This window comes from Flexivirga alba, from assembly GCF_042661025.1.
Lineage (GTDB): Bacteria > Actinomycetota > Actinomycetes > Actinomycetales > Dermatophilaceae > Flexivirga > Flexivirga alba.
Window position 1 is genome coordinate 3616633 of record NZ_JBHSWH010000001.1, and the last position, 21300, is coordinate 3637932.

The 21300-nt window shown below is 66.6% G+C and carries 22 protein-coding genes; 5 read left to right on the top strand and 17 right to left on the bottom strand.

The window, feature by feature from the left end; translation table 11 throughout:
- Positions 1–283: 283 nt before the first annotated feature.
- Entirely contained in the window at positions 284–559 is a 276-nt protein-coding gene (locus tag ACFQDH_RS17895) for a hypothetical protein (RefSeq protein ID WP_382403742.1), read from the top strand.
- A gap of 162 nt (positions 560–721) precedes the next feature.
- Here the strand turns inward: ACFQDH_RS17895 and ACFQDH_RS17900 are convergent, their stop codons facing one another.
- The 5 genes from ACFQDH_RS17900 to ACFQDH_RS17920 all read right to left on the bottom strand — a co-directional run bounded on the left by ACFQDH_RS17900 (position 722) and on the right by ACFQDH_RS17920 (position 5452).
- Positions 722–886 carry a hypothetical protein gene (locus ACFQDH_RS17900; RefSeq protein WP_382403743.1) on the bottom strand — a complete coding sequence of 55 codons (165 nt, stop codon included), beginning with the start codon at positions 884–886 and terminating at the stop codon, positions 722–724.
- Positions 879–2012 (bottom strand): transaldolase, encoded by a 1134-nt coding sequence (gene tal / locus ACFQDH_RS17905; protein WP_382403744.1) that lies wholly within the window; start codon positions 2010–2012, stop codon positions 879–881. The genes ACFQDH_RS17900 and tal overlap by 8 nt, the downstream gene beginning before the upstream one ends.
- The gene (locus tag ACFQDH_RS17910; protein WP_382403745.1) at positions 2012–4267 is read right to left on the bottom strand and encodes a catalase; all 2256 of its coding nucleotides are present in this window, start codon (positions 4265–4267) and stop codon (positions 2012–2014) included. Before ACFQDH_RS17910 ends, tal begins: the two co-directional genes overlap by 1 nt.
- 101 nt (positions 4268–4368) lie before the next feature.
- Positions 4369–4563, bottom strand: coding sequence for a hypothetical protein (locus ACFQDH_RS17915; protein ID WP_382403746.1), 195 nt, complete (start codon positions 4561–4563; stop codon positions 4369–4371).
- A gap of 64 nt (positions 4564–4627) precedes the next feature.
- Positions 4628–5452 (bottom strand): SigB/SigF/SigG family RNA polymerase sigma factor, encoded by an 825-nt coding sequence (locus tag ACFQDH_RS17920; RefSeq protein ID WP_382403747.1) that lies wholly within the window; start codon positions 5450–5452, stop codon positions 4628–4630.
- Positions 5453–5789: 337 nt separating this feature from the next.
- Here ACFQDH_RS17920 and ACFQDH_RS17925 point away from each other — a divergent pair, with 337 nt between their 5' ends.
- Entirely contained in the window at positions 5790–6023 is a 234-nt protein-coding gene (locus ACFQDH_RS17925) for a DUF7218 family protein (protein WP_382403748.1), read from the top strand.
- Positions 6011–6214 (top strand): hypothetical protein, encoded by a 204-nt coding sequence (locus ACFQDH_RS17930; RefSeq protein ID WP_382403749.1) that lies wholly within the window; start codon positions 6011–6013, stop codon positions 6212–6214. Before ACFQDH_RS17925 ends, ACFQDH_RS17930 begins: the two co-directional genes overlap by 13 nt.
- 45 nt (positions 6215–6259) lie before the next feature.
- On the opposite strand, the gene ACFQDH_RS17935 is transcribed toward ACFQDH_RS17930, so the two are convergent.
- A complete protein-coding gene (locus ACFQDH_RS17935) occupies positions 6260–9196 on the bottom strand; it encodes an FAD-binding and (Fe-S)-binding domain-containing protein (RefSeq protein ID WP_382403750.1) in 2937 nt (978 codons plus the stop codon).
- 144 nt (positions 9197–9340) lie between these two features.
- Between ACFQDH_RS17935 and ACFQDH_RS17940 the strand changes: the two genes are divergently transcribed.
- Together ACFQDH_RS17940 and ACFQDH_RS17945 are read left to right on the top strand one after the other, a co-directional pair.
- Positions 9341–10012, top strand: a complete 672-nt coding sequence (locus ACFQDH_RS17940; RefSeq protein WP_382403751.1) for a hypothetical protein — start codon at positions 9341–9343, stop codon at positions 10010–10012.
- Positions 10013–10159: 147 nt separating this feature from the next.
- Positions 10160–10672, top strand: a complete 513-nt coding sequence (locus ACFQDH_RS17945) for a hypothetical protein (RefSeq protein WP_382403752.1) — start codon at positions 10160–10162, stop codon at positions 10670–10672.
- A gap of 22 nt (positions 10673–10694) precedes the next feature.
- Here ACFQDH_RS17945 and ACFQDH_RS17950 read toward each other — a convergent pair whose 3' ends face one another.
- From ACFQDH_RS17950 to ACFQDH_RS18000, 11 genes are all read right to left on the bottom strand, one after another.
- Positions 10695–11297, bottom strand: coding sequence for a DUF1989 domain-containing protein (locus ACFQDH_RS17950; protein WP_382403753.1), 603 nt, complete (start codon positions 11295–11297; stop codon positions 10695–10697).
- The gene (gene gntA / locus ACFQDH_RS17955) at positions 11297–12085 is read right to left on the bottom strand and encodes a guanitoxin biosynthesis heme-dependent pre-guanitoxin N-hydroxylase GntA (protein ID WP_382403754.1); all 789 of its coding nucleotides are present in this window, start codon (positions 12083–12085) and stop codon (positions 11297–11299) included. Before gntA ends, ACFQDH_RS17950 begins: the two co-directional genes overlap by 1 nt.
- Before the next feature lie 84 nt (positions 12086–12169).
- Complete coding sequence (locus ACFQDH_RS17960) at positions 12170–13285, bottom strand: enolase C-terminal domain-like protein (RefSeq protein ID WP_382403755.1); 1116 nt, start codon at positions 13283–13285, stop codon at positions 12170–12172.
- Complete coding sequence (locus ACFQDH_RS17965) at positions 13278–14474, bottom strand: thiamine pyrophosphate-dependent enzyme (protein WP_382403756.1); 1197 nt, start codon at positions 14472–14474, stop codon at positions 13278–13280. The genes ACFQDH_RS17960 and ACFQDH_RS17965 overlap by 8 nt, the downstream gene beginning before the upstream one ends.
- The gene (locus tag ACFQDH_RS17970) at positions 14468–15088 is read right to left on the bottom strand and encodes a thiamine pyrophosphate-binding protein (protein WP_382403757.1); all 621 of its coding nucleotides are present in this window, start codon (positions 15086–15088) and stop codon (positions 14468–14470) included. Before ACFQDH_RS17970 ends, ACFQDH_RS17965 begins: the two co-directional genes overlap by 7 nt.
- A gap of 61 nt (positions 15089–15149) precedes the next feature.
- Positions 15150–16868, bottom strand: coding sequence for a GMC family oxidoreductase (locus tag ACFQDH_RS17975; RefSeq protein ID WP_382403758.1), 1719 nt, complete (start codon positions 16866–16868; stop codon positions 15150–15152).
- The gene (locus tag ACFQDH_RS17980) at positions 16865–17632 is read right to left on the bottom strand and encodes a gluconate 2-dehydrogenase subunit 3 family protein (protein ID WP_382403759.1); all 768 of its coding nucleotides are present in this window, start codon (positions 17630–17632) and stop codon (positions 16865–16867) included. The genes ACFQDH_RS17975 and ACFQDH_RS17980 overlap by 4 nt, the downstream gene beginning before the upstream one ends.
- Positions 17633–17687: 55 nt before the next feature.
- Positions 17688–18101, bottom strand: a complete 414-nt coding sequence (locus ACFQDH_RS17985; RefSeq protein ID WP_382403760.1) for a hypothetical protein — start codon at positions 18099–18101, stop codon at positions 17688–17690.
- Between the two features lies 1 nt (position 18102).
- Positions 18103–18462 (bottom strand): hypothetical protein, encoded by a 360-nt coding sequence (locus ACFQDH_RS17990; RefSeq protein WP_382403761.1) that lies wholly within the window; start codon positions 18460–18462, stop codon positions 18103–18105.
- Positions 18462–19490, bottom strand: coding sequence for an SDR family oxidoreductase (locus ACFQDH_RS17995; protein WP_382403762.1), 1029 nt, complete (start codon positions 19488–19490; stop codon positions 18462–18464). Before ACFQDH_RS17995 ends, ACFQDH_RS17990 begins: the two co-directional genes overlap by 1 nt.
- Entirely contained in the window at positions 19487–21250 is a 1764-nt protein-coding gene (locus tag ACFQDH_RS18000) for a glycoside hydrolase family 15 protein (RefSeq protein WP_382403763.1), read from the bottom strand. The genes ACFQDH_RS17995 and ACFQDH_RS18000 overlap by 4 nt, the downstream gene beginning before the upstream one ends.
- Between the last annotated feature and the right edge of the window lie 50 nt (positions 21251–21300).

Here is a 21300-nt window from a genome sequence, read left to right on the forward strand (position 1 = left end):
CGACGAGCTGCCAGGCGCATGGGAGCAGGACCAACGGGGTCGAGAACCACGCGTCTCTCTACCAGCGGCCAACGAGCAGTGCACCGCCAAGTGCTTCTCAAAACATCACGTCACACGGGCGGCGAGGAGTGCGGCGCAGTGATGGCGGTAGGTCGTCTCGCCAGAAAGGTCACGAGGGTGGAGTTGAGCGTGTAGTGCTCGCCGTCTCGTTCTGCGTCCACCTCAGCCGGGTTCGAGCGCACATAGTCGATGGCAAGCCATCGAACACTTCCGTAAGTAGTTCGTGCGCTCTCGACGCGGACAAGCCGCTCCCCAGCAGCGCGGGACGCCGCTTCCCATCGTCACCGACCTCCTCGAATCGGTCGGCCACGATCCCAGCGGCCGCCACCCCAGCAGGATTCATCGCGACCTTGATCCGTTCCAGCAGACTACGAATTCGCTCTTCATCGGGCAAGTGCTCGATGGCGGAGAAGAATATGACGAGGTCGGCCGGCGTCCGGAAGGTGAAGTCGACAGGATCCCCCTGAACCGTGTGCAGGATTACGCCGTTCTCACGTGAGTCGGCGCCGCTGATCCGATCAAGTTCGGACTCCAGGAGGTCGACCGCGTAAACCTCGGACCCGGCCGTAACAGGCCCAGCATCGGGAGCGTATGGCGACCGATCCCGGCCCCGAGATCGTAAGCCGTGACGGCTTTGCCGGGCGAAAGTCGGGCGAGCGCGTCAACCATCAGCGGCTGGGTATCTGCGAGCCAGGTGCCCGCCTGCCCGACGGCAGCGGGAGGCGTAGAGCTCCTCGTGATCACGCACGGTCTCGCTCCGCACGCGCTCGAACCCGTCAGCGCCCGCCACAGCGTCCACCGCCGGGTCACGCTTGACGTCATTCACGTTGCTCCTGCTTTTCCAGCTGCGCAAGCTGCTGGTGGACCGTGCCGGCGAGTTCCGCCCAACTCGCCTCAAACTTTCGCACCCCGTCCTGCTCCAGCTCTTCGGTGACCTGGGCCAGGTCGACGCCATGGTCCTCGGCGGTACGGATGGTTCGCTGCGCGGCGCCGTAATTGCCGGTGATTGTGTCGCTGGTGATGCGACCGTGATCGGCCACCGCCTGCAACGTGCGCAGTGGCATCGTGCTCACCGTCTGGGGTGCGACGAGTTCCTCGACGTAGAGCGTGTCGCGCAGGTCGGGATCCTTCACGCCTGTCGACGCCCACAACGGACGTTGCGGCCGAGCGCCCTGCTCGCGCAGGTCGCGCCAGTCATCGCTGCGCAGCGTCTCCTTGAAGTTCTGGTAGGCAAGGCGAGCGTTCGCGATCGCGACCTGGCCGCGGAGGGCCTCGGCGGCCGCCTGATCGTCGGGACCGATCAGCTTCTCGACCGCCGCGTCCACCCGGCTCACGAAGAATGACGCGACCGAGGCGATCGGTGCCAGGCTCAACTTGCGCCCCGCGGCCGTCCAGAGTCCGGCGATGTATGCCGCGCTCACCTCGCGGTACCGACTCAGTGAGAAGATCAGCGTCACATTGACACTGATGCCCTCACCGATCAGCTGCTCGATCGCCGGAATGCCCTCCGGCGTCGCAGGAACCTTGACGAAGAGGTTCTCCCGGTCGACGGTGTTCCACAGCCGGCGCGCCTCCTCTACGGTCGCCTGCGTGTCATGGGCCAGGCCGGGATCGACCTCGATGGAGACCCGGCCGTTGCGGCGGTTGGTGGCGTCATACACCCGCCGGAGGCGGTCGCACGCCGATCGCACGTCGTCCGTGGTGATCCGGAACACCGCTTCTTGCACCGAAACACCCTCGAAGGCAAGGTTTTTCAGCTGCTCGTCATAACGGTTGCCCTGTGCGAGCGCCGACGCGAAGATGGTCGGATTCGAGGTGATGCCCACCACCGAGTAGTGCTCGACGAGGTCGTCGAGCTCCCCGGCGAGCAGTTCGCGCGACAGATCGTCCAGCCACACCGAGACGCCACTCGCCGAAAGTCGCTGCAGCGCATCTGTTCTCGGCACATTCATCAGAGCGCGCGTCCTTCCGCCGCGAAGCGCTGCCAGACTCGGTGCTGCTGCAGATCGTGGAGCACGGCCTCGACCACCTCGACCGTCTCCCCAACCTGCACACCCGGCGCCCCAGCCGGCACACCGGTCGCGGGAAGCACGTCGAGGCCACCGCCGATCGCGCCGATCGACTTCGAGTGACGCCAGCACTCCCCCACGAGCTTTTCCACCCGCGGATCGACAGTGCGGTCGGGTGAGTCGTCATACCCCGCCTTGGTGTCCAGGTTCGGGTCCGCGTCCTCGCCCGGTGCCGCGGCCGTCAACAGGATGATCGCGTCGAATTCGATCGACGCCGCCGTCAGGTAGGTGCGCTGCGCGTCTACGCCCGCCACCTGGCCGCCATGCGGTGCGACGGGCACCGGCAGCACTCCGGCGGCGAGCAACTTGCTGCGCACCTTCTTGACGCCACCGTTGTCGCTCGCGGAGTCGATGACGAGGGCCACCCGTCGGCCGGCCACCGGCCAGGACTCGCCGACCTGACTCAGCGCGGGGCTCGCCTCGACATCGGTGGCAGGCGGCACGGTCGGCTTCGGCACGGGAATACCCAGTGCCGCCGCGACCCGCTCGGCGAGCTCGTCGTCGATGTTCGCCAGGTGGCTGACCTGACGCTCCTTGACAGCCTGCTCGAAGCACTTGCCCAACTCGAACGAATAGGCCTGGGCCACATGCTCGCGCTCAACCGGCGACAGCGAGCGATAGAACAAGGTCGCTTGGCTGAAGTGGTCGTCGAAACTTGCGGGCTGTTCACGCACCGTGTGGCTCGCAGCCAGCTTCTCGGGCACGTCGATGAACGCGGCCGACGTGTCGTCTGCCAGGAACGGGCAGCCGCCGTCCAGCGAATTCGGGTGGTATGGCGCCGCCCCGCCCTGGTCGCCGCTCTGGTGGAACCCGTCACGCAGCATGTCGTTGACGGGTGCGTGCGGGCGGTTGATCGGGATCTGCTCGAAGTTGGGGCCGCCGAGCCGGGTCAGCTGGGTGTCGATGTAGGAGAACAACCGGGCCTGCAGCAGCGGGTCATTCGTGACATCTATACCGCGCACCAGGTGCCCGGGGTGGAACGCCACCTGCTCCGTCTCGGCGAAGTAGTTCACCGGGTTCGCATCCAGGGTCATCGTGCCGATGATCTGCACCGGCGCCAGTTCCTCGGGTACGAACTTCGTGGGGTCCAACAGGTCGATGCCCTCAAAGATCTGGTCCTCGGTGTCGGGGAAAACCTGGACTCCTAGGTCCCAGCGCGGGAACGCGCCCGTCTCGATCGCGTCCGACAGGTCGCGCCGGTGGTAGTCAGGGTCGTTGCCCGCGGCCAGCTGCGCCTCCTCCCAGGTCAGCGAGTGCACCCCGAAGGCCGGCTTCCAGTGCCACTTGATCAGAGCCGTCTCCCCTTCGGCGTTTACCAGCCGAAAGGTGTGCACCCCGAAGCCCTCCATCATCCGGTAGGAGCGCGGGATGCCCCTGTCCGACATCTGCCACATCGTGTGCGCCTGCGCCTCGGTGCGCAGGGACACGAAGTCCCAGAATCCGTCGTGCGCGCTCTGCGCCTGCGGAATCTCATTGCTGGGGTTCGGTTTCACCGCGTGCACGAGATCGGGGAACTTGATGCCGTCCTGGATGAAGAAGACCGGCATGTTGTTGCCGACGAGGTCGAAGATGCCTTCCTCGGTGTAGAACTTCGTCGCGAAACCGCGGGTGTCCCGTGCGGTGTCCATGGAGCCACGCGAGCCGACGACGTTGGAGAATCGCAGGAAGACCGGCGTTTGCGCACCGGACCGCAGGAACGCGGCGCAGGTCAGCCTCTCGGCGGCGCCGTTGGCCTCGAAGTGTCCGTGTGCCGCAGCGCCGCGTGCGTGCACGACACGCTCCGGGATCCGTTCGTGGTCGAAGTGGGTGATCTTCTCTCGCAGGTGGTGATCGCGCAGCAGGATGGGCCCACGCGGCCCCGCCTTCAGCGAGATGTCGGTCTCCCGCAGACGCGTGCCTCCTGCCGTCGTGAGGTACTCCCCGTGCTGGGCGGCGTACGCCGGATCAACCTCGAGCGAAGCGCCCGTCGGCGACGTGGGCGCGGGACCGCGCTGGTCGGGCTTGGGCGGCAACGGTTCCCGTGGGGTCGTCGGCTCTTCGAGCGTTGCCGGTTCGGAACCCGGCCGGCCTGGTACTTCAACCCGAACCTTCTTCGGGCCGGACTTGGCAGCCTTCTTGGCGGTCTTCTTCGCAGTCACGACATACTCCCTACTCGCGCGGCGGCGCGGACTGTTTCGGATCGACCTGCTGCTACCCCATGACGTTCCGTTCACACGTCGACGCGCGGCAGCTCACGACATCACGGCACCTCAGTCACGGCCGCCGCCGACGGCAACGCCCGGATCTGCGCCACCACGAGACGTTCCTCGTCGATGACATGCTGCAGGTCCGGATTGACCGCGGCGCTGCGGTCACCCGCCGCGACGACCGGCACGGTTCGCACGGCGTCCTCGAGTTCGGCGAGCCGCACGATGAGCGAGCGAAGATCAGCCATCAGATGTACCTCCAGATGTGAGCACTAGTCGTGACTTCTGTGTAGTTGCAGGACGATTCGACAGTCACGATGCCGCGCTGATGTCGTCGTGCTTGGCCGCGATGGCACGGCGCAGCCGGAGCAGGATCTCGGTGAGCAGACGTGACACCTGCATCTGGCTGACACCAATCTGTTGGCCGATCTGCCGTTGGGTCAGGTTGTCGACGAAACGCAACCGCACGATCAGCCGCTCCCGCGACTTCAGGTTGCTCAGCAGCGGACGAAGCGTTTCGAAATCTTCGACCCGGTCGAGATCGGTGTCGGTCTCGCCCAACGTGTCGGCCAAGGTCGCACCCCCGTCGCGATCGACCGGCGCGTCCATCGACCGCGCGACGTACTGCCCGTCGACGCCTCGTGCCCTCGCGACCTCTCGCTCAGTCAGCCCCAGAGACGCGGCGACTTCGGCAGTGGTGGGATCCCGACGGAGCTCTTGTGCCAACCGCTCGGCGCTGGACCGGACGGTAAGACATTGTTCCTGAAGCTGACGTGGCGGGCGCACTGCCCAACCGTGGTCGCGGAAGTGTCGCTTCAGCTCGCCGGTGATGGTTGGCACCGCGAACGCCATGAAACCGGACCCATGTCCCGGATCGTAACGACGCACCGCCTGGACCAGCCCCAGCAAGGCGACCTGTTCCAGATCCTGGCGCTCCAAGCCACGGTGGTCGTAGCGGTGTGCGATGGAGGTCGCCAGCGCGAGGTGGTCGAGCACCACCTCATGACGTAACCGGGCAGCTGATCCACGATTTGCGTGCTGCGCCTTGCGCAGCAGATGATCCGCGCGCTCGCGCTGTTCCTGAGACGACCTGCTGGGCGTCCCTGAAGGCCTGCTGAGAGTTCCTGAGTGCGGCATGGCAATTCTCTTTCAAGGAGAAACCACACCGACCGCTCTTCTTGAGCCGGCACTTGAAACAACAGTGACACGATGCACGGATTTCGGCAAGGTCGCCCAGGTGGGTAATCGCTGAACTTAATTGCAGCACAACGCAATTCGAAGAAAAAGTCTCAGCTGAGCAGTCGCAACGCCATCCCGGTTGCGCTGAAGACCGGTCGGGCCCGACCGACCATTGGAGGCATCCCGATTTGGGTTACCGCAGACGTCGTCTGAACCAACGTGACGCGTGAGTTCGCTTCAATCGGGTAGTAACCGAAGGCACGGACCGAAGCGCCAACAATCTGAGGAGACTCGCATGCCCGGCAGGAAGACGCCCGCACCGTCGGTGAAGGACGACGAGCTCTACGAGGAGCTGCGCGACGAGGGCAACAGCAAGGAGAAGTCGGCGCGCATCGCGAATGCAGCGGCCAATTCATCTCGATCGAAGGTCGGCCGCACGGACGGCAAGCACTCGGCGTACCAGGACTGGACGAAGAAGGACCTGCAGCACAGCAGCGAGACGCCGACGCGGATGAGATGGCAGCGTTGATCAGGGCGGTCAACGATCGGTTCGGAGTCGCCTCTGCTGACGTCGTGGTCGACAGGTGGCAGGAGATCTTCCGCAACTCAGGTGGCTTCCTCACGATCATCAGCGAGGAACACGTGCTGGCCGGCGCGTTGTCCGACGCAGACGCGACGGAAGAGCCGCACGCGACGACCAACCCGAGCTTCGACCACTAGGCCGGAGATCCGGAGATTTCCCCAAGGTCGGGCAGTGACGGCCGGTCAGTCCCCTTCGGTGTGTGTCGTCCCAGACTGGAGTCCCTTCGCCAAGAGCTCGGCCAGGTGCACGGGGTGCTTCCCGGACTCGTCCAGCTCGGCGATCTGGGTGCGGCAACTGAAGCCGTCGGCGAGCACCGCGACCGAGTCGCCTGCATCCCGTAATGCGGGTAGCAGTCGATCCTCGGCACACGCGCGACTCACCCCGAGGTGGCCCGCCTCGAAGCCGAAATTGCCTGCCAGGCCACAACATCCGCCGATGCTGTGCGCCTCGACACCGGCATCCGCCAGCAGCGCGCGGTCGGCATCCCAGCCACTGTCCGCGTGCTGGTGACAGTGCACCTGCACCAATGCTTCGCGTACTCCCAGGTCGGGCGGCGACCAGCCATCCGTGTGCTTCTGGAGCAGCTCGGCGAAGCCGACGACGCGTGCGGCCAGCCGCCGTACGCCGAGGTCGTCGGGCAACAGGCGGGGCGCGTCCGAGCGCAGCATCGCAGCGCAACTGGGCTCGAGACCCACCACGGGCCAGCCCTCGTGCAGAGCCGGCGCGAGCGCCCGAACGGTACGGCGCAGCACGCGGCGCGCGACATCCAGCTGTCCCGTCGACGTCCAGGTCAGGCCGCAGCACACCGCCTCACGGGGCAGTTGCACCTCGTAGCTGGTGTCCTCCAGGACCGTGACGGCTGCCTTCCCGATCTGCGGGTCGAAGTAGTTGGTGAAGGTGTCCGGCCAGAGCAGGACCGTGCCGCGCTCTCCGCTCCCCTGTGCGGTCCGCTCGCTCCACCACTCCTGCAGAGTCTGCGTCGCGAACTTCGGCACCTGCCGATTCTCGACGCCCGCGAGTTTGGCACCGACCCTCCGGACGGACTGAATTCCGGTCAGCCGGTTGACGATCCGCGCACTTCGACTCGCAGCGACCGATCGTGCGGCGAGCGGTAGCCAGCCGAGGGCGTAATGCGCACGTGGACGCAGTCGGTGTCGGTAGTGGTGGTGCAGGAACTCCGCCTTGTAGGTCGCCATGTCGACGTTGACGGGACAGTCGCTCGCGCAACCCTTGCAGGACAGGCACAGGTCGAGGGCGCCCTTGACCTCCTTGGAGCGCCAGCCGTCGGTGATCGTGCCGTCGCCGTGTCCGTTCATCATCTCGAACAGCAGCCGCGCGCGGCCCCGGGTTGAGTGGACCTCCTCACGCGTGGCTCGGTATGACGGGCACATCACGTCGTCCGCCTTCGGCTCCGGTGCGCGACACAGGCCGACGCCCACACAACGGTTCGCCGCGTGCACGAAACCCCCGTCCGCGGGATAGTCGAAAGCGATCGGACCATCGACGTGCGGAGACCACGACCCGCCCAGCCGGAGGTGTTCGTCCAGTCGTGCCGGCGCGACGAGCTTCCCCGGATTCATCAGGTTCTCGGGATCGAAGGTCGCCTTGAGTTCGGCAAACGCCGCCATGATCCGGTTGCCGAACATCTTCGGCAGCAGCTCGGCCCGGGACTGACCGTCCCCGTGCTCCCCGGACAAAGACCCGCCATACCCGACGACCAGGTCTGCGGCCTCCTCCATGAACTGGCGATATGCACGGATGCCGTCGACGTCGGTGAACCGGAACGGGATTCGGGTATGGATGCAGCCCTGGCCGAAGTGCCCGTAGATGCTCGGTACCGCGTCGTCGGCGTAGCCGAACTTCTGGCAGAGCGACTCGAAGTCACGCAGGTAGTCGCCCAGCTTCGTCGGCGCGACCGCGGCGTCCTCCCATCCCGCCCAGGCGTCGGGTTCGCCCGGCACGTGCGCGCTTGCCCCGAGTCCTGCCTCCCGGACAGCCCACAGGTCATCCTCCACGGTCGGATCCGCCACCAGTGACACGTCCGGGTCCTCCGACAGCCGCCCTTGCCCGCGCAGCATGGTGTGCGCCGCCCGGTCCGCGTCCGGCTTGCGGCGCGCACCGAACTGCACCATCAGGAAAGCGTTCCCCTCCGGCATCTCACCGCGTGCGTCCTGCAGGAGATGTTCTACCTGCTCGTCGTGGATCAGGCGCTCACCGAACCCTTCCAGGGCGATCGGGTCGTACGGCAGGAGACCTGGCACCGCGTCGGCGGCGGCCGCCACCGAGTCGTAACCGAGCACGACCAAGGTGCGTTCGAGCAACACGGGGACGAGGTCCAACTCGGCATGCAACACCGTGACCAGGGTCGACTCACTGCCGACGAGGGTGCGCGCCACATCGAATCCGTATTCCGGCAGCAAGGAGTCGAGGTTGTAACCCGACACCCGGCGCGGGATGTCGGGGAAGCGCTCACGGATCTCGTCGGCATACTCGTCTCGCAGGTGACGCAGCGACCGGTAGATCCTGGCTCGCCGATCGCCATGCCGCTCGATTTCGGCATACTCCTCGTCGGTGGTCCGACCGCACCAGAATCGTGTCCCGTCGGCGAGCAGGACTTCGAGGCGCGACACGTTGTCGACTACTTTGCCGGTGCGTTGTGCGGTTGCCCCACAGGAGTTGTTCCCGATCATCCCGCCGATCGTGCAGTTGGGATGCGTGGCCGGCTCGGGGCCGAATCGCAAGGAATGCCGCGCCAACTCGCGGTTGAGCTCGTCCAGGACAATGCCCGGTTCGACGACGCATCTCCGGCTGGCCGGGTCGACCTTGAGCACCTGATGACAGCGCTTGGACCAGTCGATCATGACCGCGCGGTTGGTCCCTTGTCCCGCGAGACTCGTGCCGCCGCCACGGGACACCACAGGTGCGTGGTGCCGGTGACACACCTCAACGGCTTTGGCACCCGCCTCGACAGTGCTCGGGATGACGACCGCGATAGGCACTTGCCGGAAGTTCGACGCGTCGGTCGAATACGCGGCGCGGCTGCCCGCGTCGAAGCGGATCTCACCGTCCACCTCAGCGACGAGATCCCGTTCGAGCGTGTCAGCCTGCTGATCGACCATTACGTCTGCATACCCGCAGTGTGGCCATCCGACTCATCGACGCTGTTTCGGCCATCCGCCGGACGGGTAGACGAACCGCGTTCGCGGGCCCAGTAGCGATGGGCGTAGTCGGCGAGCAAACGCGATCAGGATCGAGATGACGACATGCCATTCAACCGGTTTCGAAAGACGCACGAGAATGAGGGGACCGCTTCGGACAGCGGGCCGCTGAACGCACGCGAGGACACCGGGGACGGGACGGTCGTCGGACGACACAGCGACGAGTCCGGGGGCGGGAGACACGATGGCCGTGGTGTACAACGGGAACCGTCTGAACCGATAGGACCGAGCGGCCGGACGACCGCGACCGGCACCGCTCTCACGAAGCGGCGCATCGCGCCGCGAACCCCGCAGTTCGGCAGCGGACTGTGCGGTTACCTCGCCGCCGTTGGCTGCTACCTGGTCATCGTCGCGATCGTCGAGGCCATCGTCACCAAGATCGGTAGCGACGCTGCCCGCAAAGTCGGCGATGCGCTCGGCGTCGCACGACTGAACCAACCGGCGACGGTGCATTGGAGCGGCGCCATCGCCCTGTTGGTGCTCGCCTTCATCGCCTGCCTCGTCGGCGGCTACGTCTGCGGCACCATGGCACGCGCGCATGGGTTCGTCGAAGGTCTCAGCGTGTGGCTGTGGGCGGCGTTGGCCGCCGTGGTTGTGTCGCTCATCGTCGAGTTCTCCAGCACGAAGTATGGCCCGCTCTACCAGATCGATCTCTTCCTCGGATTCACGTTGGTTCCCTCCATGGCACGGGTGCCGCCGTCATCAGCGCGATCGTGATCGCCGCTGCTGGACTGCTCGGCGCGGTTCTGGGAGGAATCGTCGGCGCCGCGTCTCACCGACGCGTGCGTGTCTTGGACGAGGAGTTCCCATCTCGCCGGTAGCTGTGCCGCGCGGTTAAACACAACAATTGGAAGGACCGTCCTCATGTCGCACACCGAAATGAATACCGCTCAAGATCTGGTCACGTATCTGACCGACCAACATCAACAGGTCAAGGACGTGATGCCGAAGGTGTTGGACCTCGCCGGCGACGAACGGCAGGAGGCGTTCACCCGGGTGCGGCGAATGCTGGCCGTGCACGAAGCCCTCGAACAGAGCACGGTCCACCTGCTGGCGACGACCGAGGTCAGTCCCGAGGAGGCAGCCGCGCGAGTGCAAGAGGAGACCGCAGCGGAGTCCGCGATCTCCGATCTTGAAAGCGATGGTGCGATGTCTGCCGACTTCGAAGACAAATATCGGGCGTTGTGCTCGGACGTCGTCAACCACGCCGCGCATGAGGAGGAGGAAGAGTTCGGCCAGCTGACGGGCGACCTCACCGACCAGGCCAAGGCCAAGGTCGCGCTCGCCGAGAAACTGCAGGACGGTACCGGCCTGATGGGTGCCTCCTTCAAGGACATGTTCGCCAGCGCCCACGAGCAGTTGCGCCAACTAGAGTGAGCCGTCGCGGTTCGCGCGAATCTCATTCAGGGGCCGATGATTTCGAGATGACCTCGACGTCGATCGGCTTGCAGACGCCACCGTTCGACTTCTCCGCCGAACAGGCAGTGACGCCGACCAGCAGGTCCATCTGCGCGCGGACGACGAATCTGTCTCCGGCATCAGAGGTCGGAGGGTCGATGTGCATGGTGCCGCCTGCGTCGAACCAGACGTTCATGAAGATGTTGAAGGTTGTCGAGATCGTTCCCGGCTCCACGCCGAGGGGGCCGAGGGCCGCACAGAGGTTGTCGAAGCAGCTCGGGTGAGGCGCACCGCCGAAGTCGGGGTACAACAGGTCGAATGTCGCCTGGCTGCAGGGTGTCAGCAGGAAGTCGTGCCGGCCGCAGGTGTCCTCCTCGATCGTCAGCATGGGACGACTGAGGTTGCTGTAGAGCGTGTCGCCGCTCGAGAAGTACATCGTGTTCCCGTAGTCGATGGTTCGCCCACTGCTCAACCAATCGCCTCCACCGTCCCCAGCGACACAAAACAGGTCGCTGACCTGCCCGCCGTTCGGGTCCACGACGACGAGACGATCGCCGGCCCGGAGTCGTATGCCGAGGCCGGTCTGGGGTGGTATTCGCTGCATCACTGGCCCTGTCCGTTGTGTTCCGTCGCTCCGAAGTCGGCCGGCGGAGTCCACTCCGCTTTCACGGCCCGCCCGGAGTACTGGCGGGCCTCGGACGCGTCGCCGAAGTCCTCGACCATCGGGTTCGGGCAGCCTTGGAGCTCGCTGTCCCGGCTCCGGATGCGCTCGCGCATCCGGTCGAATCCCCCGTCGGTGCGGAGGTTTTGGAACTGCTCGTGCAGGTTGAAGACCAGCGTCGGCCACGGGGCCCGCCGGGCGATCCGCGAAGCGTCCGGGTGGAGTCCCACGACGAAATAGGCCGTTCCGGCGGCGCTGAAGGAGAAGTGCGGTTCGACCGGGTCGTCGGACACTTCCCTGCTCCAGGGCGCGTTGTCGGCGTCCGCGATGCTTTGCAGTTGCTGCCACAAGAGCTGCTCGAAACTCTTCTCGTCGGTGCGTTCGGGCTGCCGAAAGATGCAAACGAATGAGGCGAATCCTTCGTCGACGTTCGTCTCCGCCGCGAACCTGCTGAGACCGTCCAGCAGTTGCGGTGCCGCATTGCCTCCCCCGAGTCGTGGCAGCACGAGCACCGACGCACGATGGCGGTTGACCACCGAGCGCGCGCCGAGACACGGATAGTCGGGGTGCTGGATCATCGTGCGGAACGTTTCGGCGAGCGTGTCATCGTCAGCATCGCGAGGGGGCGTTGGGCCCAGGTGTCCTCCGGTCCGTCGCTGACGCTGGGCCTGGGTGTCGTGAAAATGGCTCTCCTCGTGTCCATTCCACCGGAGTACCCACCTGTCGGCCATTCGATGCACATCGACTCGCGGAACCCTCGTCGGAGCTGCACTTCGTCATCGTCGACGCAGCACCGTGATGTCGGCCACCGGCAGTCAGCCCACCTGGTACGGCGCGATGTCCGACTCTCGCAGGGTGATGCCCAGCCCGGGACGATCCCGGTCCGGGACGAGCACGCCGTGCGAATCCGGTTGCAGCACACCGTCGAACGCGAGTTGCTCGAGGCGGGTGTGGTCGTGGAAATACTCCAGGTGCCGTAGGTGCCAGATCGCCGTGCCGACGTGCGCGCTGATCTGTGGAGCGCAGTGCAGCGACAGGTCGATACTGCGCGCATCGGCGAGCGCGGCGACCCGCAGAATCCCGCTGACACCCAGACACCGGGTGGCGTCGGCCTGCAGGCAATCGACCGCGCCGGCGTCCAGCATGTGCTGGAAGTAGGGTAGGTGGTAGCCGTATTCGCCTGCGGTGATGTCCATTCCGGCCGGTCCACGGTCCCGAACCAGTCGCAGGCCCGCCAGGTCGTCGGAGCTGACCGGCTCCTCGAACCAGCGCACGTCATACGCCGCGAAGCGCTCGGCCCAAAGCAGCGCCTGCTTGCGCTGATAGGCACCGTTGGCGTCGACATACAGCTCCACATCCGGGCCGATCGCTTTGCGGGACACGGCGATCCGGTGCTCGTCCCGATCGGGGTCGCGGCCCACCTTGATCTTGACTCGCGGGATCCCGGCCTCCACCCAGCCGGTCAGCTGCTCGGTGAGCTGCTCGTCGTCGTATGACGTGAAGCCACCGCTGCCATAGACCGGCACTCCCGAGTGCACCGCGCCCGCCGCGACCGACAGGGACTGTCCGATCAGCGTGGCATAGAGGTCCCACAGGGCGATGTCCACGGCGGCGATGGCCTGCGCGGCGATGCCGGGCTTGCCCAGGTTGCGGACCTGGTGCTGCATGGCGGCCCACGACGCGGAGGGCGTGAGCGCGTCCCGGTCACGCACCACGTCGGCCAGCATCTCGGTGATTACCGTCGCCACGGCCAGCCCGCAATAGGTGTAGCCGACTCCGACCCGGTCACCGGCGTGGGCGCGCACGATGATCATCGTGGTGGCGTCCCAGGCCAGCGTGCCGTCGGATTCCGGTGCGTCCGTGGGGAATCGGTATGCCGAGACTTCGACGCGCTGCACCGGGACGGCAGCCGCAGACGCGTTATCAGTCATCGTGACTCAGCGCGTTCTTGACGCCGGCCTTCAGCTCCGCACCCACCGCACGGACCGAGTCGCGAATGACGGAGACCTCCGCCGGGTCCCCCTTGCGCATGGCGGCCAGGAAGCCCTTGGCCTCCTTGAGTGAGACGTGTGCCGGCAGCGGCGGAACGTTCGGGTCGGTGTGCACATCCAGCACCACCGGACAGTCCGCCGCGAAAGCTGCGTCCCACGCACCGGCTACGTCCTCCGGCCGCTCGACGGTGATGCCCTTCATCCCGAGCAGCTCGGTGTAGCCGGCGTAGTCGATGCGCTCGACCAGCTGCGAGGTGTCGTACCGGGGATCGCCTGCCTCGCGCATTTCCCACGAAACCTGGTTGAGGTCACCGTTGTTCAAGATCAGCACGATGAAGGTCGGGTTGGCCCACGACTTCCAGTGTCGCTTCACGGTGATCATCTCGTTCATGCCGAGCATCTGGAAGGCGCCGTCACCGATCGTGCAAACGACCGGCCGGTCCGGATGGGCGAACTTGGCTGAGACGGCATACGGCATCGCCGCGAGCATCGAGGCGAGCATGCCGGACAGGTTGCCGCTGGCCTCGCGGCCGAGCTTGATGTGATGGCCGTACCAGTCCGCGGTGGAGCCTGCATCCGCGGTGACGATCACGTCGGACGGCAGCCGTTTGTTGAGCTCGTGGTAAACGGAGCGCGGATTGATCGGGTCCGCCTTGGTCGCGGCCTCCTCGATCAGCACCTGCTCCCAATCCTGCATGCCCTCAACGGCTTTCTCCTGCCACGACCGATCCTCGTGGCGATGCAGCAGCGGCAGCAGCGCGGTCATCGTCGACTTCGCGTCGCCGGCCAGGTTGACCTCCATCGGGTAGCGCAGGCTGAGATGCCCTGCCGCCAGGTCGATCTGCACACCACGCGCCTGTCCGGTCTTGGGCAGGAACTCGGCATACGGGTAGTTGCTGCCGATCATCAGCAGCGTGTCGCAATCCTGCATCATGTCGTAACTGGGCTTGGAGCCAAGCAGGCCGAGCTGTTGCGTGTGATAAGGCAAATCGCCTGGTATGACGTCCTTTCCGAGCAGCGCGGTGATGACTCCGGCACCCAGTTGCTCGGCAATCGCGATCACTTCGTCAGTCGCGCCGCGCGCGCCCTGTCCGACGATCATCGCGACCTTGCTCCCGGCGTTCAGCACCTCGGCGGCACGCTGCAGCTCCCCTGCGGCGGGGTGAGCACCGTGGACGCGTATCCCACCCCGGTGCGCGCCACCCAGTGCTCCATCGTGGGCTCCTCCATCGGGAGGTTCTGCACGTCGGCCGGCAGGATGACCACCGTCGGGCACCGCTGCGCAGCCGCGATGCGCACGGCCCGGTCGACGACCAACTGCGCCTGCATCGGCGTGACGACGGTCTGCACGTAGCCTGCGACGTCTTGGTAGACCCGCTCGAGGTCGACCTGCTGTTGGGTGTCGCTGCCGAAGGCCGCCAGGCCTTGTTGCCCGACGATGGCCACCACCGGCTGGTTGTCCATCTTCGCGTCGTAGAGCCCGTTGAGCAGGTGTATGGCGCCGGGCCCCGACGTGGCGATGCACACACCCACGTCCCCGGTGAACTTCGCATGCGCGCACGCCATGAAGGCCGCGATCTCCTCATGAGTCGGGCGGATGTAACGGAACGCCTTGCCGTCCCGCTCACCTCGCTCCAGGGCGCCGTCGAATCCGCCGATGCCATCGCCCGGGAAACCGTAGAACTGGTGCAGGTCCCACTCGATCAGTCGGTCGATGACGAAGTCGCTGACGGTGTCGCTCATGATGAATCTCCTTACTGTGCAATGGCATTGATCTAGTTGTTCGCGGGCTCGCGCAGGTCGATCACCCGACCGGCTGTCTGGCGCGAACGGGACCCGCGCGTTGCTCGGGATCGTCGGACATGGCCGAGCCGTCCGCCATACGCTCGGCGAGACGGGACGCGAGGGCCATGATCGTCAGGGCCGGATTGGCCGATCCCTGGGTCGGGCACACCGAGCCGTCGGCGAGGAAGAGGTTGGGCACGGCCCACGACCGCTGGTTTGCGTCCACCACGCTCGTCTCCGGTGAGCTGCCCATCCGCGCTCCGCCGATCAGGTGCGCGTAGCGGTGGATGGTCAGCACGTCCTGGGCTCCGCCGGCCTTGAGGATGTCGGTGATGACCTTGGTGGAGTAGGCCTCGTTGGCCTTGTCGTTGTCGGTGAGGGTGTAGTCCATCCGGGCCACGGACAGGCCGTAGGAGTCGACCTCGTCGGCGAGCGTGATTCGGTTGTCGGGATGGGCGAGCAGCTCGTTGAGCACACCGACGGTCGCCCAGTGGTTGTAGTCACGCATGTATTCGCGCATGGCACGGCCCCAGTGGCCGTCGGCGAGCACGTGCTCGGCCCAGCCGATCGGCAGCGGCGAGACCGTCTGGATCGAGAAGCCGCGCGCAAAGCCGCGTGAGGTGTCGGTTTCGTAGTAGTCCTCGCTGGAGACCTGCGGCGGCGGCGCTTTGTACATCCGCAGCTCCTCCGGCCAGCGGCCGGAGGTCTGAGTGGCGCCCTGCACCATCACGTAGCGGCCCACCAGGTCGTGGTCGTTGCACAGACCGTGCGGGAACCGCGCCGACGTCGAAGCCAGCAATAGGCGCGGCGTTTCGATCGAATACCCGGCAACCGCAACGAATTTCGCACGCTGCAAGCGCTCTGGTCCGCCCGGCTGAGGTAGATAGACCACGCCGCGGGCGCGGCCGGACTCGTCCAGCTCGACCCGGGACGCCATACAGTTCGAGCGGATCTCGACGTTGTGTGCCAGGGCGTCCGGGAGATGGGTGACCAGCGGGCTGGCCTTGGCGTTCACCTTGCAGCCCTGCAGGCAGTAACCCCGATAGATGCAGTGCGGACGGTTGCCGAAGGTACCGTTGACGATGCCGACCGGACCGACCCGCATCTGGATGCCGAGGGCCTCGGCGCCGCGCCAGATGACGTTCGCGGACTCAGAAACCGGGTGAGGACTGCCCGGGTAGCTGTGTGGATGTCCCCACGGCCAGTATTGCCCGGCCACCGGCAACTCGCGCTCCACCCGTTCGTAGTGCGGCAGCAGGTCCTCGTAGCGGATCGGCCAGTCGGCGCCGACACCGTCGCGGGTGAAGGTCTCCAGGTCCGACGGGTGGAAGCGCGGGGTGTAGCCGGCGTAGTGCACCATCGAGCCGCCGACACCATGGCCGGAGTTGTTCTTGCCCAACTCGATCGGGTCCGCTCCCCCGATGATCCGCTTGCTGGTCCAGTAGAGCCCGTGCGAGCCGGCCTCGTCGGAGACCCAGTCCTTGTCCGGGTCCCAGAACGGCCCGGCCTCGATCACCACGATCCGCCAGCCCTTCCGGGCCAGACGCTGCGCGAGCACCGACCCGCCGGCGCCGGCACCCACGATGACCAGGTCGACCTCGTCCTCATCGTCATACTGCTGCATGGTCTGCCGCCCCGGTAAGGCGCGCGAGTGCACGTCGAGCAGGAACCGGGAATCGTTGTCGACCGGGCCGATTGAGCCCTTGGCGACGTTACGGAGATGTTCCTTGACACTCATACCCCGAACTCCTTCGGCTCCGCCCGGACCGTGCCGACCGGGTCCTCGGTGGTGGCACCACGGCTCTCGGACGGTTCGGTGGAGTTCAGCGCGCCGGTGCGCATGTAACCGCGCGGATAGGCGGGGCCGCCGAAGCCGATCTCGTTCCACGCCCAGGGGTGGGAGTAGAAGCCGGAGAGGATGGCGCGCATGCACACCGACCATGCGCGACTGACGTTGAGCTGGCTCCACGATCCGCCGCTCAGGTGCCCCGCGGCGAAGTCACTCACGAGCTGCTCCTGCTCGTCGATCCCGCACTGAGCGAACGCGACCTGGAACCGCTCGTGCGCGGACTCGTCCAGCCCGGCCAGCACCAGGTGCCACGTGTCGCGGTCGTCGGGCATGTCGACGTATTGGAAGCCGTCCAACTTGCCGTCCGCCAACTTGGCGTCCACCGATTCGGCGACCGGAACCCGCGGGTCCTCGTCCTGCCCGGTGGTCACGTCGCACAGCGCACGTAGGCTCGCCTCCTCCGACGGTTCGAAGAACCGCAATGGCCCGACCGGGTCGAGTCGCGCCAGAACTACGCCGCGGGTCACTGCGTCCCAGGAGTCGGCGTCCTCCAGCACGTCGTAGTCCGGGTAACGCCCAATCATCTGCGGGGTGATGCCGCGCCGCTGTCGCGGCAGCCATGAGGCGCGCGGGGGCGCCCCGTCCGCGCGCAGGTGCGGCAGGTGCTCGCCCTTGTCCTTGTCGATCCTCTTCTCGTCGCTTTCCGCCGGCATCACTTCTCCCGCCGCAAGATCGCCGCGAGGAGCCCCATCCCGCCGACGATGCACATCAGCCCCGGCGCGGCGATGGGCGGCCCCATCGGGACGTTGTACGACGCGTTCTTCCAGCCGCCCGGCTTGCGCGAGACGCCGCGGGCGTGGAAGTACTCCCCGCCAAACCGTTCAGCGTGTATGCCGCCGCCGTGACCGGCAGTGCGGTCTTGGCCCACTTTTTGCTGAACACCCCGGCGACGCCGGCGACCACGACCGGCGGCGTCACCAGGACTGGTGACCACATCCACTTGTTGCCGAACCCGGCCTTGTAGTGCTCGAGGTAGATCTCGGCCGTGGTCACCAGTGCGGCCACCGCGGTGAGCCCGGACAGCGACTGCTCAAAACGGCCGTGCTCGACATTCGCCACGGCTCGGTCGATCAGGTGGACGACCCCACTGGATTGCGCGGAACTCATTCGGAACAAAGACATTTCATACCTCCATCAGCAAAACGGTGGTCAGCAGGTGCGGCCGGTCGGTGCGACGCACCAGCAGGTCCCCGACCGCGAAGAGGAACGCGACAGCCGCGGATGCCGACGCCTGGCGACGATGGCTGGGCCAGATGGCGACCGCCAGCATGGAGACTCCGTGCAGCGCATCGACCGCTGCCGCGGCGGTGTAGACGGTGGCGGTGTCTGACCGGGCCGGGCCCGATACGCCGCGCGCCCAGGCTTCGGCACCGGCTTGGACCAGCATCCGCCCGCCCTGCAGCCGGTCGAGCAGGGAATGCCGACAGGCCAACGCGAGGCCGCACGCTGCTCTCGCGCCGGTCACGGCGGCTTCGGCGGGCATCACCGCAATCGCCGCCGTAGACCTGCCGACAGAGCGGCTATCCCGGCGCTCGCCGCGGCGGCGGCGAGCCCGATTTCCACATGGTGGTGCGAGGCGGTCAACTGATAGCAGGTGTCCGTCGCAATCTTGTCGAATGCGCCATGGGTGCCGTAGTCGCGGTCCTGGTCGGCGGGACTGAAGAGATTGTCCGGCTGATCGGGGTCGCGCCGCTGGTCGGTCTGCTGTGAGGAGAAGCCGGTGCGCCCGAGATAGCGGTCGAGAATGCCGGGGACGACTGCGTTGGCCAGCAGTGTCCCGACGGTGCTGCCGCCGACCCAGTATTCGCGACGGCGTGGATGCTCGGCGGCATACACGACGGCACGACCGGGGATCTCGGGCTGATAGATCGGCGGCACCGGCTGCGCGTTGTTGGGCAGCCGGGAACGCACCCAGGAGAACTGCGGGGTGTTGGTGCCCGGCATCTGCACCATGGTCGTGTGCACGCCCGCCTTCTCGTGCAGCAACTCGCAACGCAGCGCCTCGTTGAAACCCTGTATGGCGTGCTTGCCGCCGCAATATGCCGACTGCAACGGTATGCCGCGATACGCCAGCGCGGAGCCGACCTGCACGATGGTGCCGCGATCACGTGGCCGGAACCGGCGCAGCGCGGTCATCGTGCCGTAGACGAATCCCAGGTAGGTCACCTTGGTGACCCGCTCGAACTCCTCCGGCTCGATCTCCCATACCGGCGCGAAGACCGACGTGAACGCGACGTTCACCCAGACATCGATCTCACCGAAGTGCTCCTCGACCTGCACTGCGGCCTGCTCGATCTGGTCGTGCTCGGCCACATCGGTGGGTACCGTCATCGCCTGCCCACCGGCACGCCGGACCTCCTCGGCTGCGCCCTCCAAACCGGCGTGTCCACGAGCCAGCAGAGCGACCCGATCGCCGCGCGCCCCGAAGGCGATCGCGGCTGCACGGCCGATGCCCCCGCTGGCGCCGGTGACGACCACGGTCTGCGGGCGGTGCTGCGATTTCCTGCTCATGAGATGCCTCCTGCGGGTCGCGTCAGTGTGTGTGCTGTTTCGAGGGTGATGGCGTGCACGAATGCCTGTGGGAAATTGCCCCGCAGCTGGCGCTGCTGGACGTCGAACTCCTCGGTGAACAGCCCGGGCGAGCCGCAGGCGGATCGGCTGCGCTCGAACCAGCGGACGGCCTCCAGCGCGTCGCCCTGCTGGTGAGCAGCGAGCGCCATCAGCTGACCACACAGCAGGAACGCGCCTTCGGCGTCATACAACGGCCCGGCGTCCTGTCGGAAGCGGTAGACGTAACCGTCCTGGCTGAGGTCCGCCTGCACTGCCTTGTATGTCGCGACGCTGCGCGGGTCGTCGGCGGGCACACCGCCGCGGATCGCGGGCAGCAGCAACGCGGCGTCGACGCGGTCGTCGTCCGGAGCGCGTTTCCACCGGCCATCGGCGGCGACACAGTCGGAGGCCGCGCTGGCGACAAGGGTGTCGGCCAGGCCGGCCCAGCGCGCCGCGTCGTGCTTCGGCGCGTGCTGGGCGATCTGGCGCAGGCCGGACGCGCACATCAGCCGGGAGTGCGCCCAGTGCTTGGGATCCAGCTCCCAGATCCCGTTGTCGGGCTCGGTCCACGTGTGCTCGATCGCTGCGACCAGGGCTTGTACGGCGTCCCAGTGCTCCACGTCCAAGTGGTCGTGGCGCGCCGCGGTCGACAGCAGCAGCAGCGCCTCGCCGCAGCAGTCCAGCTGGTATTGACCCTTGACCCAGTTGCCGGTTTTTGCGACGCCGCCGGGATAGCCGGGCAGGCCGAGGTCGTGCTCCTTGGGTAGGTTCGCGCTGTCGATCCGGTAGGCCGGCCGGAGCTTGTCGCCGTCGGCGAGGACCCGCTCGGAGACGAACTGCACCGCCGAGTCCAGCAATGGCAGCGGGCCGACCGATCCGACTGCTTGTCCGGCGTAACACTGGTCGCGGATCCACGCGTAGCGGTAGTCGTAGTTGCGGCCGGCATCGGCGCGCTCCGGCAATCCTGTCGTGGCGGCCGCGACCATCGCTCCGGACGAACTGGTCATGCCGCGCAACACTGCATACGACAGCTCGGCGTCCCGTGGCGCCAGACTGGTGCTCATTTCCGGCACGTCTTTTGCCCACGCATGCTCGGTAGCTACCCACGCATCGGCTGCGCGAACCGGGCTGTCCGCCAACTGTGCTCCGATCTCGAGCACCAGATCGTGGCGCTGCCCCGGTTCAAGTTCGATCTCCTGGATGAGCGCACCGTCGCTGACCGCGGCCAGTGCCGCCCCGCTCCAGCGAAACCTCTGATCCCCCGAATTCCCTTCCCACACCTCGTGGTCCAGCCGCACCTCGCGCATTGGTTCCTTGCCGAAGCCGGCCCGCACGTCGAGTGCGATTCGCACTCGAGCAGCTCCGCGCACTGCACGAATTTGTCGGAGCAGCACCGCGCGGCCAGGCTCTCCGGGGTGTGCCAGCGCCTCGCGGCACTCGATGATGGCGTCGGTCGTGACCCACCGGCTGCGCCAGATCAGTGACCGCGCCTCGTAACTGCCACCCCACACCATGTTGGGATCCGTCGGCGTCACGGCGTAGACCCCGGGGCCGCCGATCAACGCGGAGAAGACCGCATCGTCGTGCCATTGCGGGGCACACATCCACACCACGTCGCCGCGCGGGCCGATCACCGCGCCACGCTCACCGTCTGCCAGCAACGCGTATTCGCGGAGAACGTGCGGAGAAAATCGCTGATAAGGCACGTTCAACGTGGACACGTTCCCGTTATCCCATCTGTCGGCAATGGCCGCTCGCGGTCAGCGCGCTT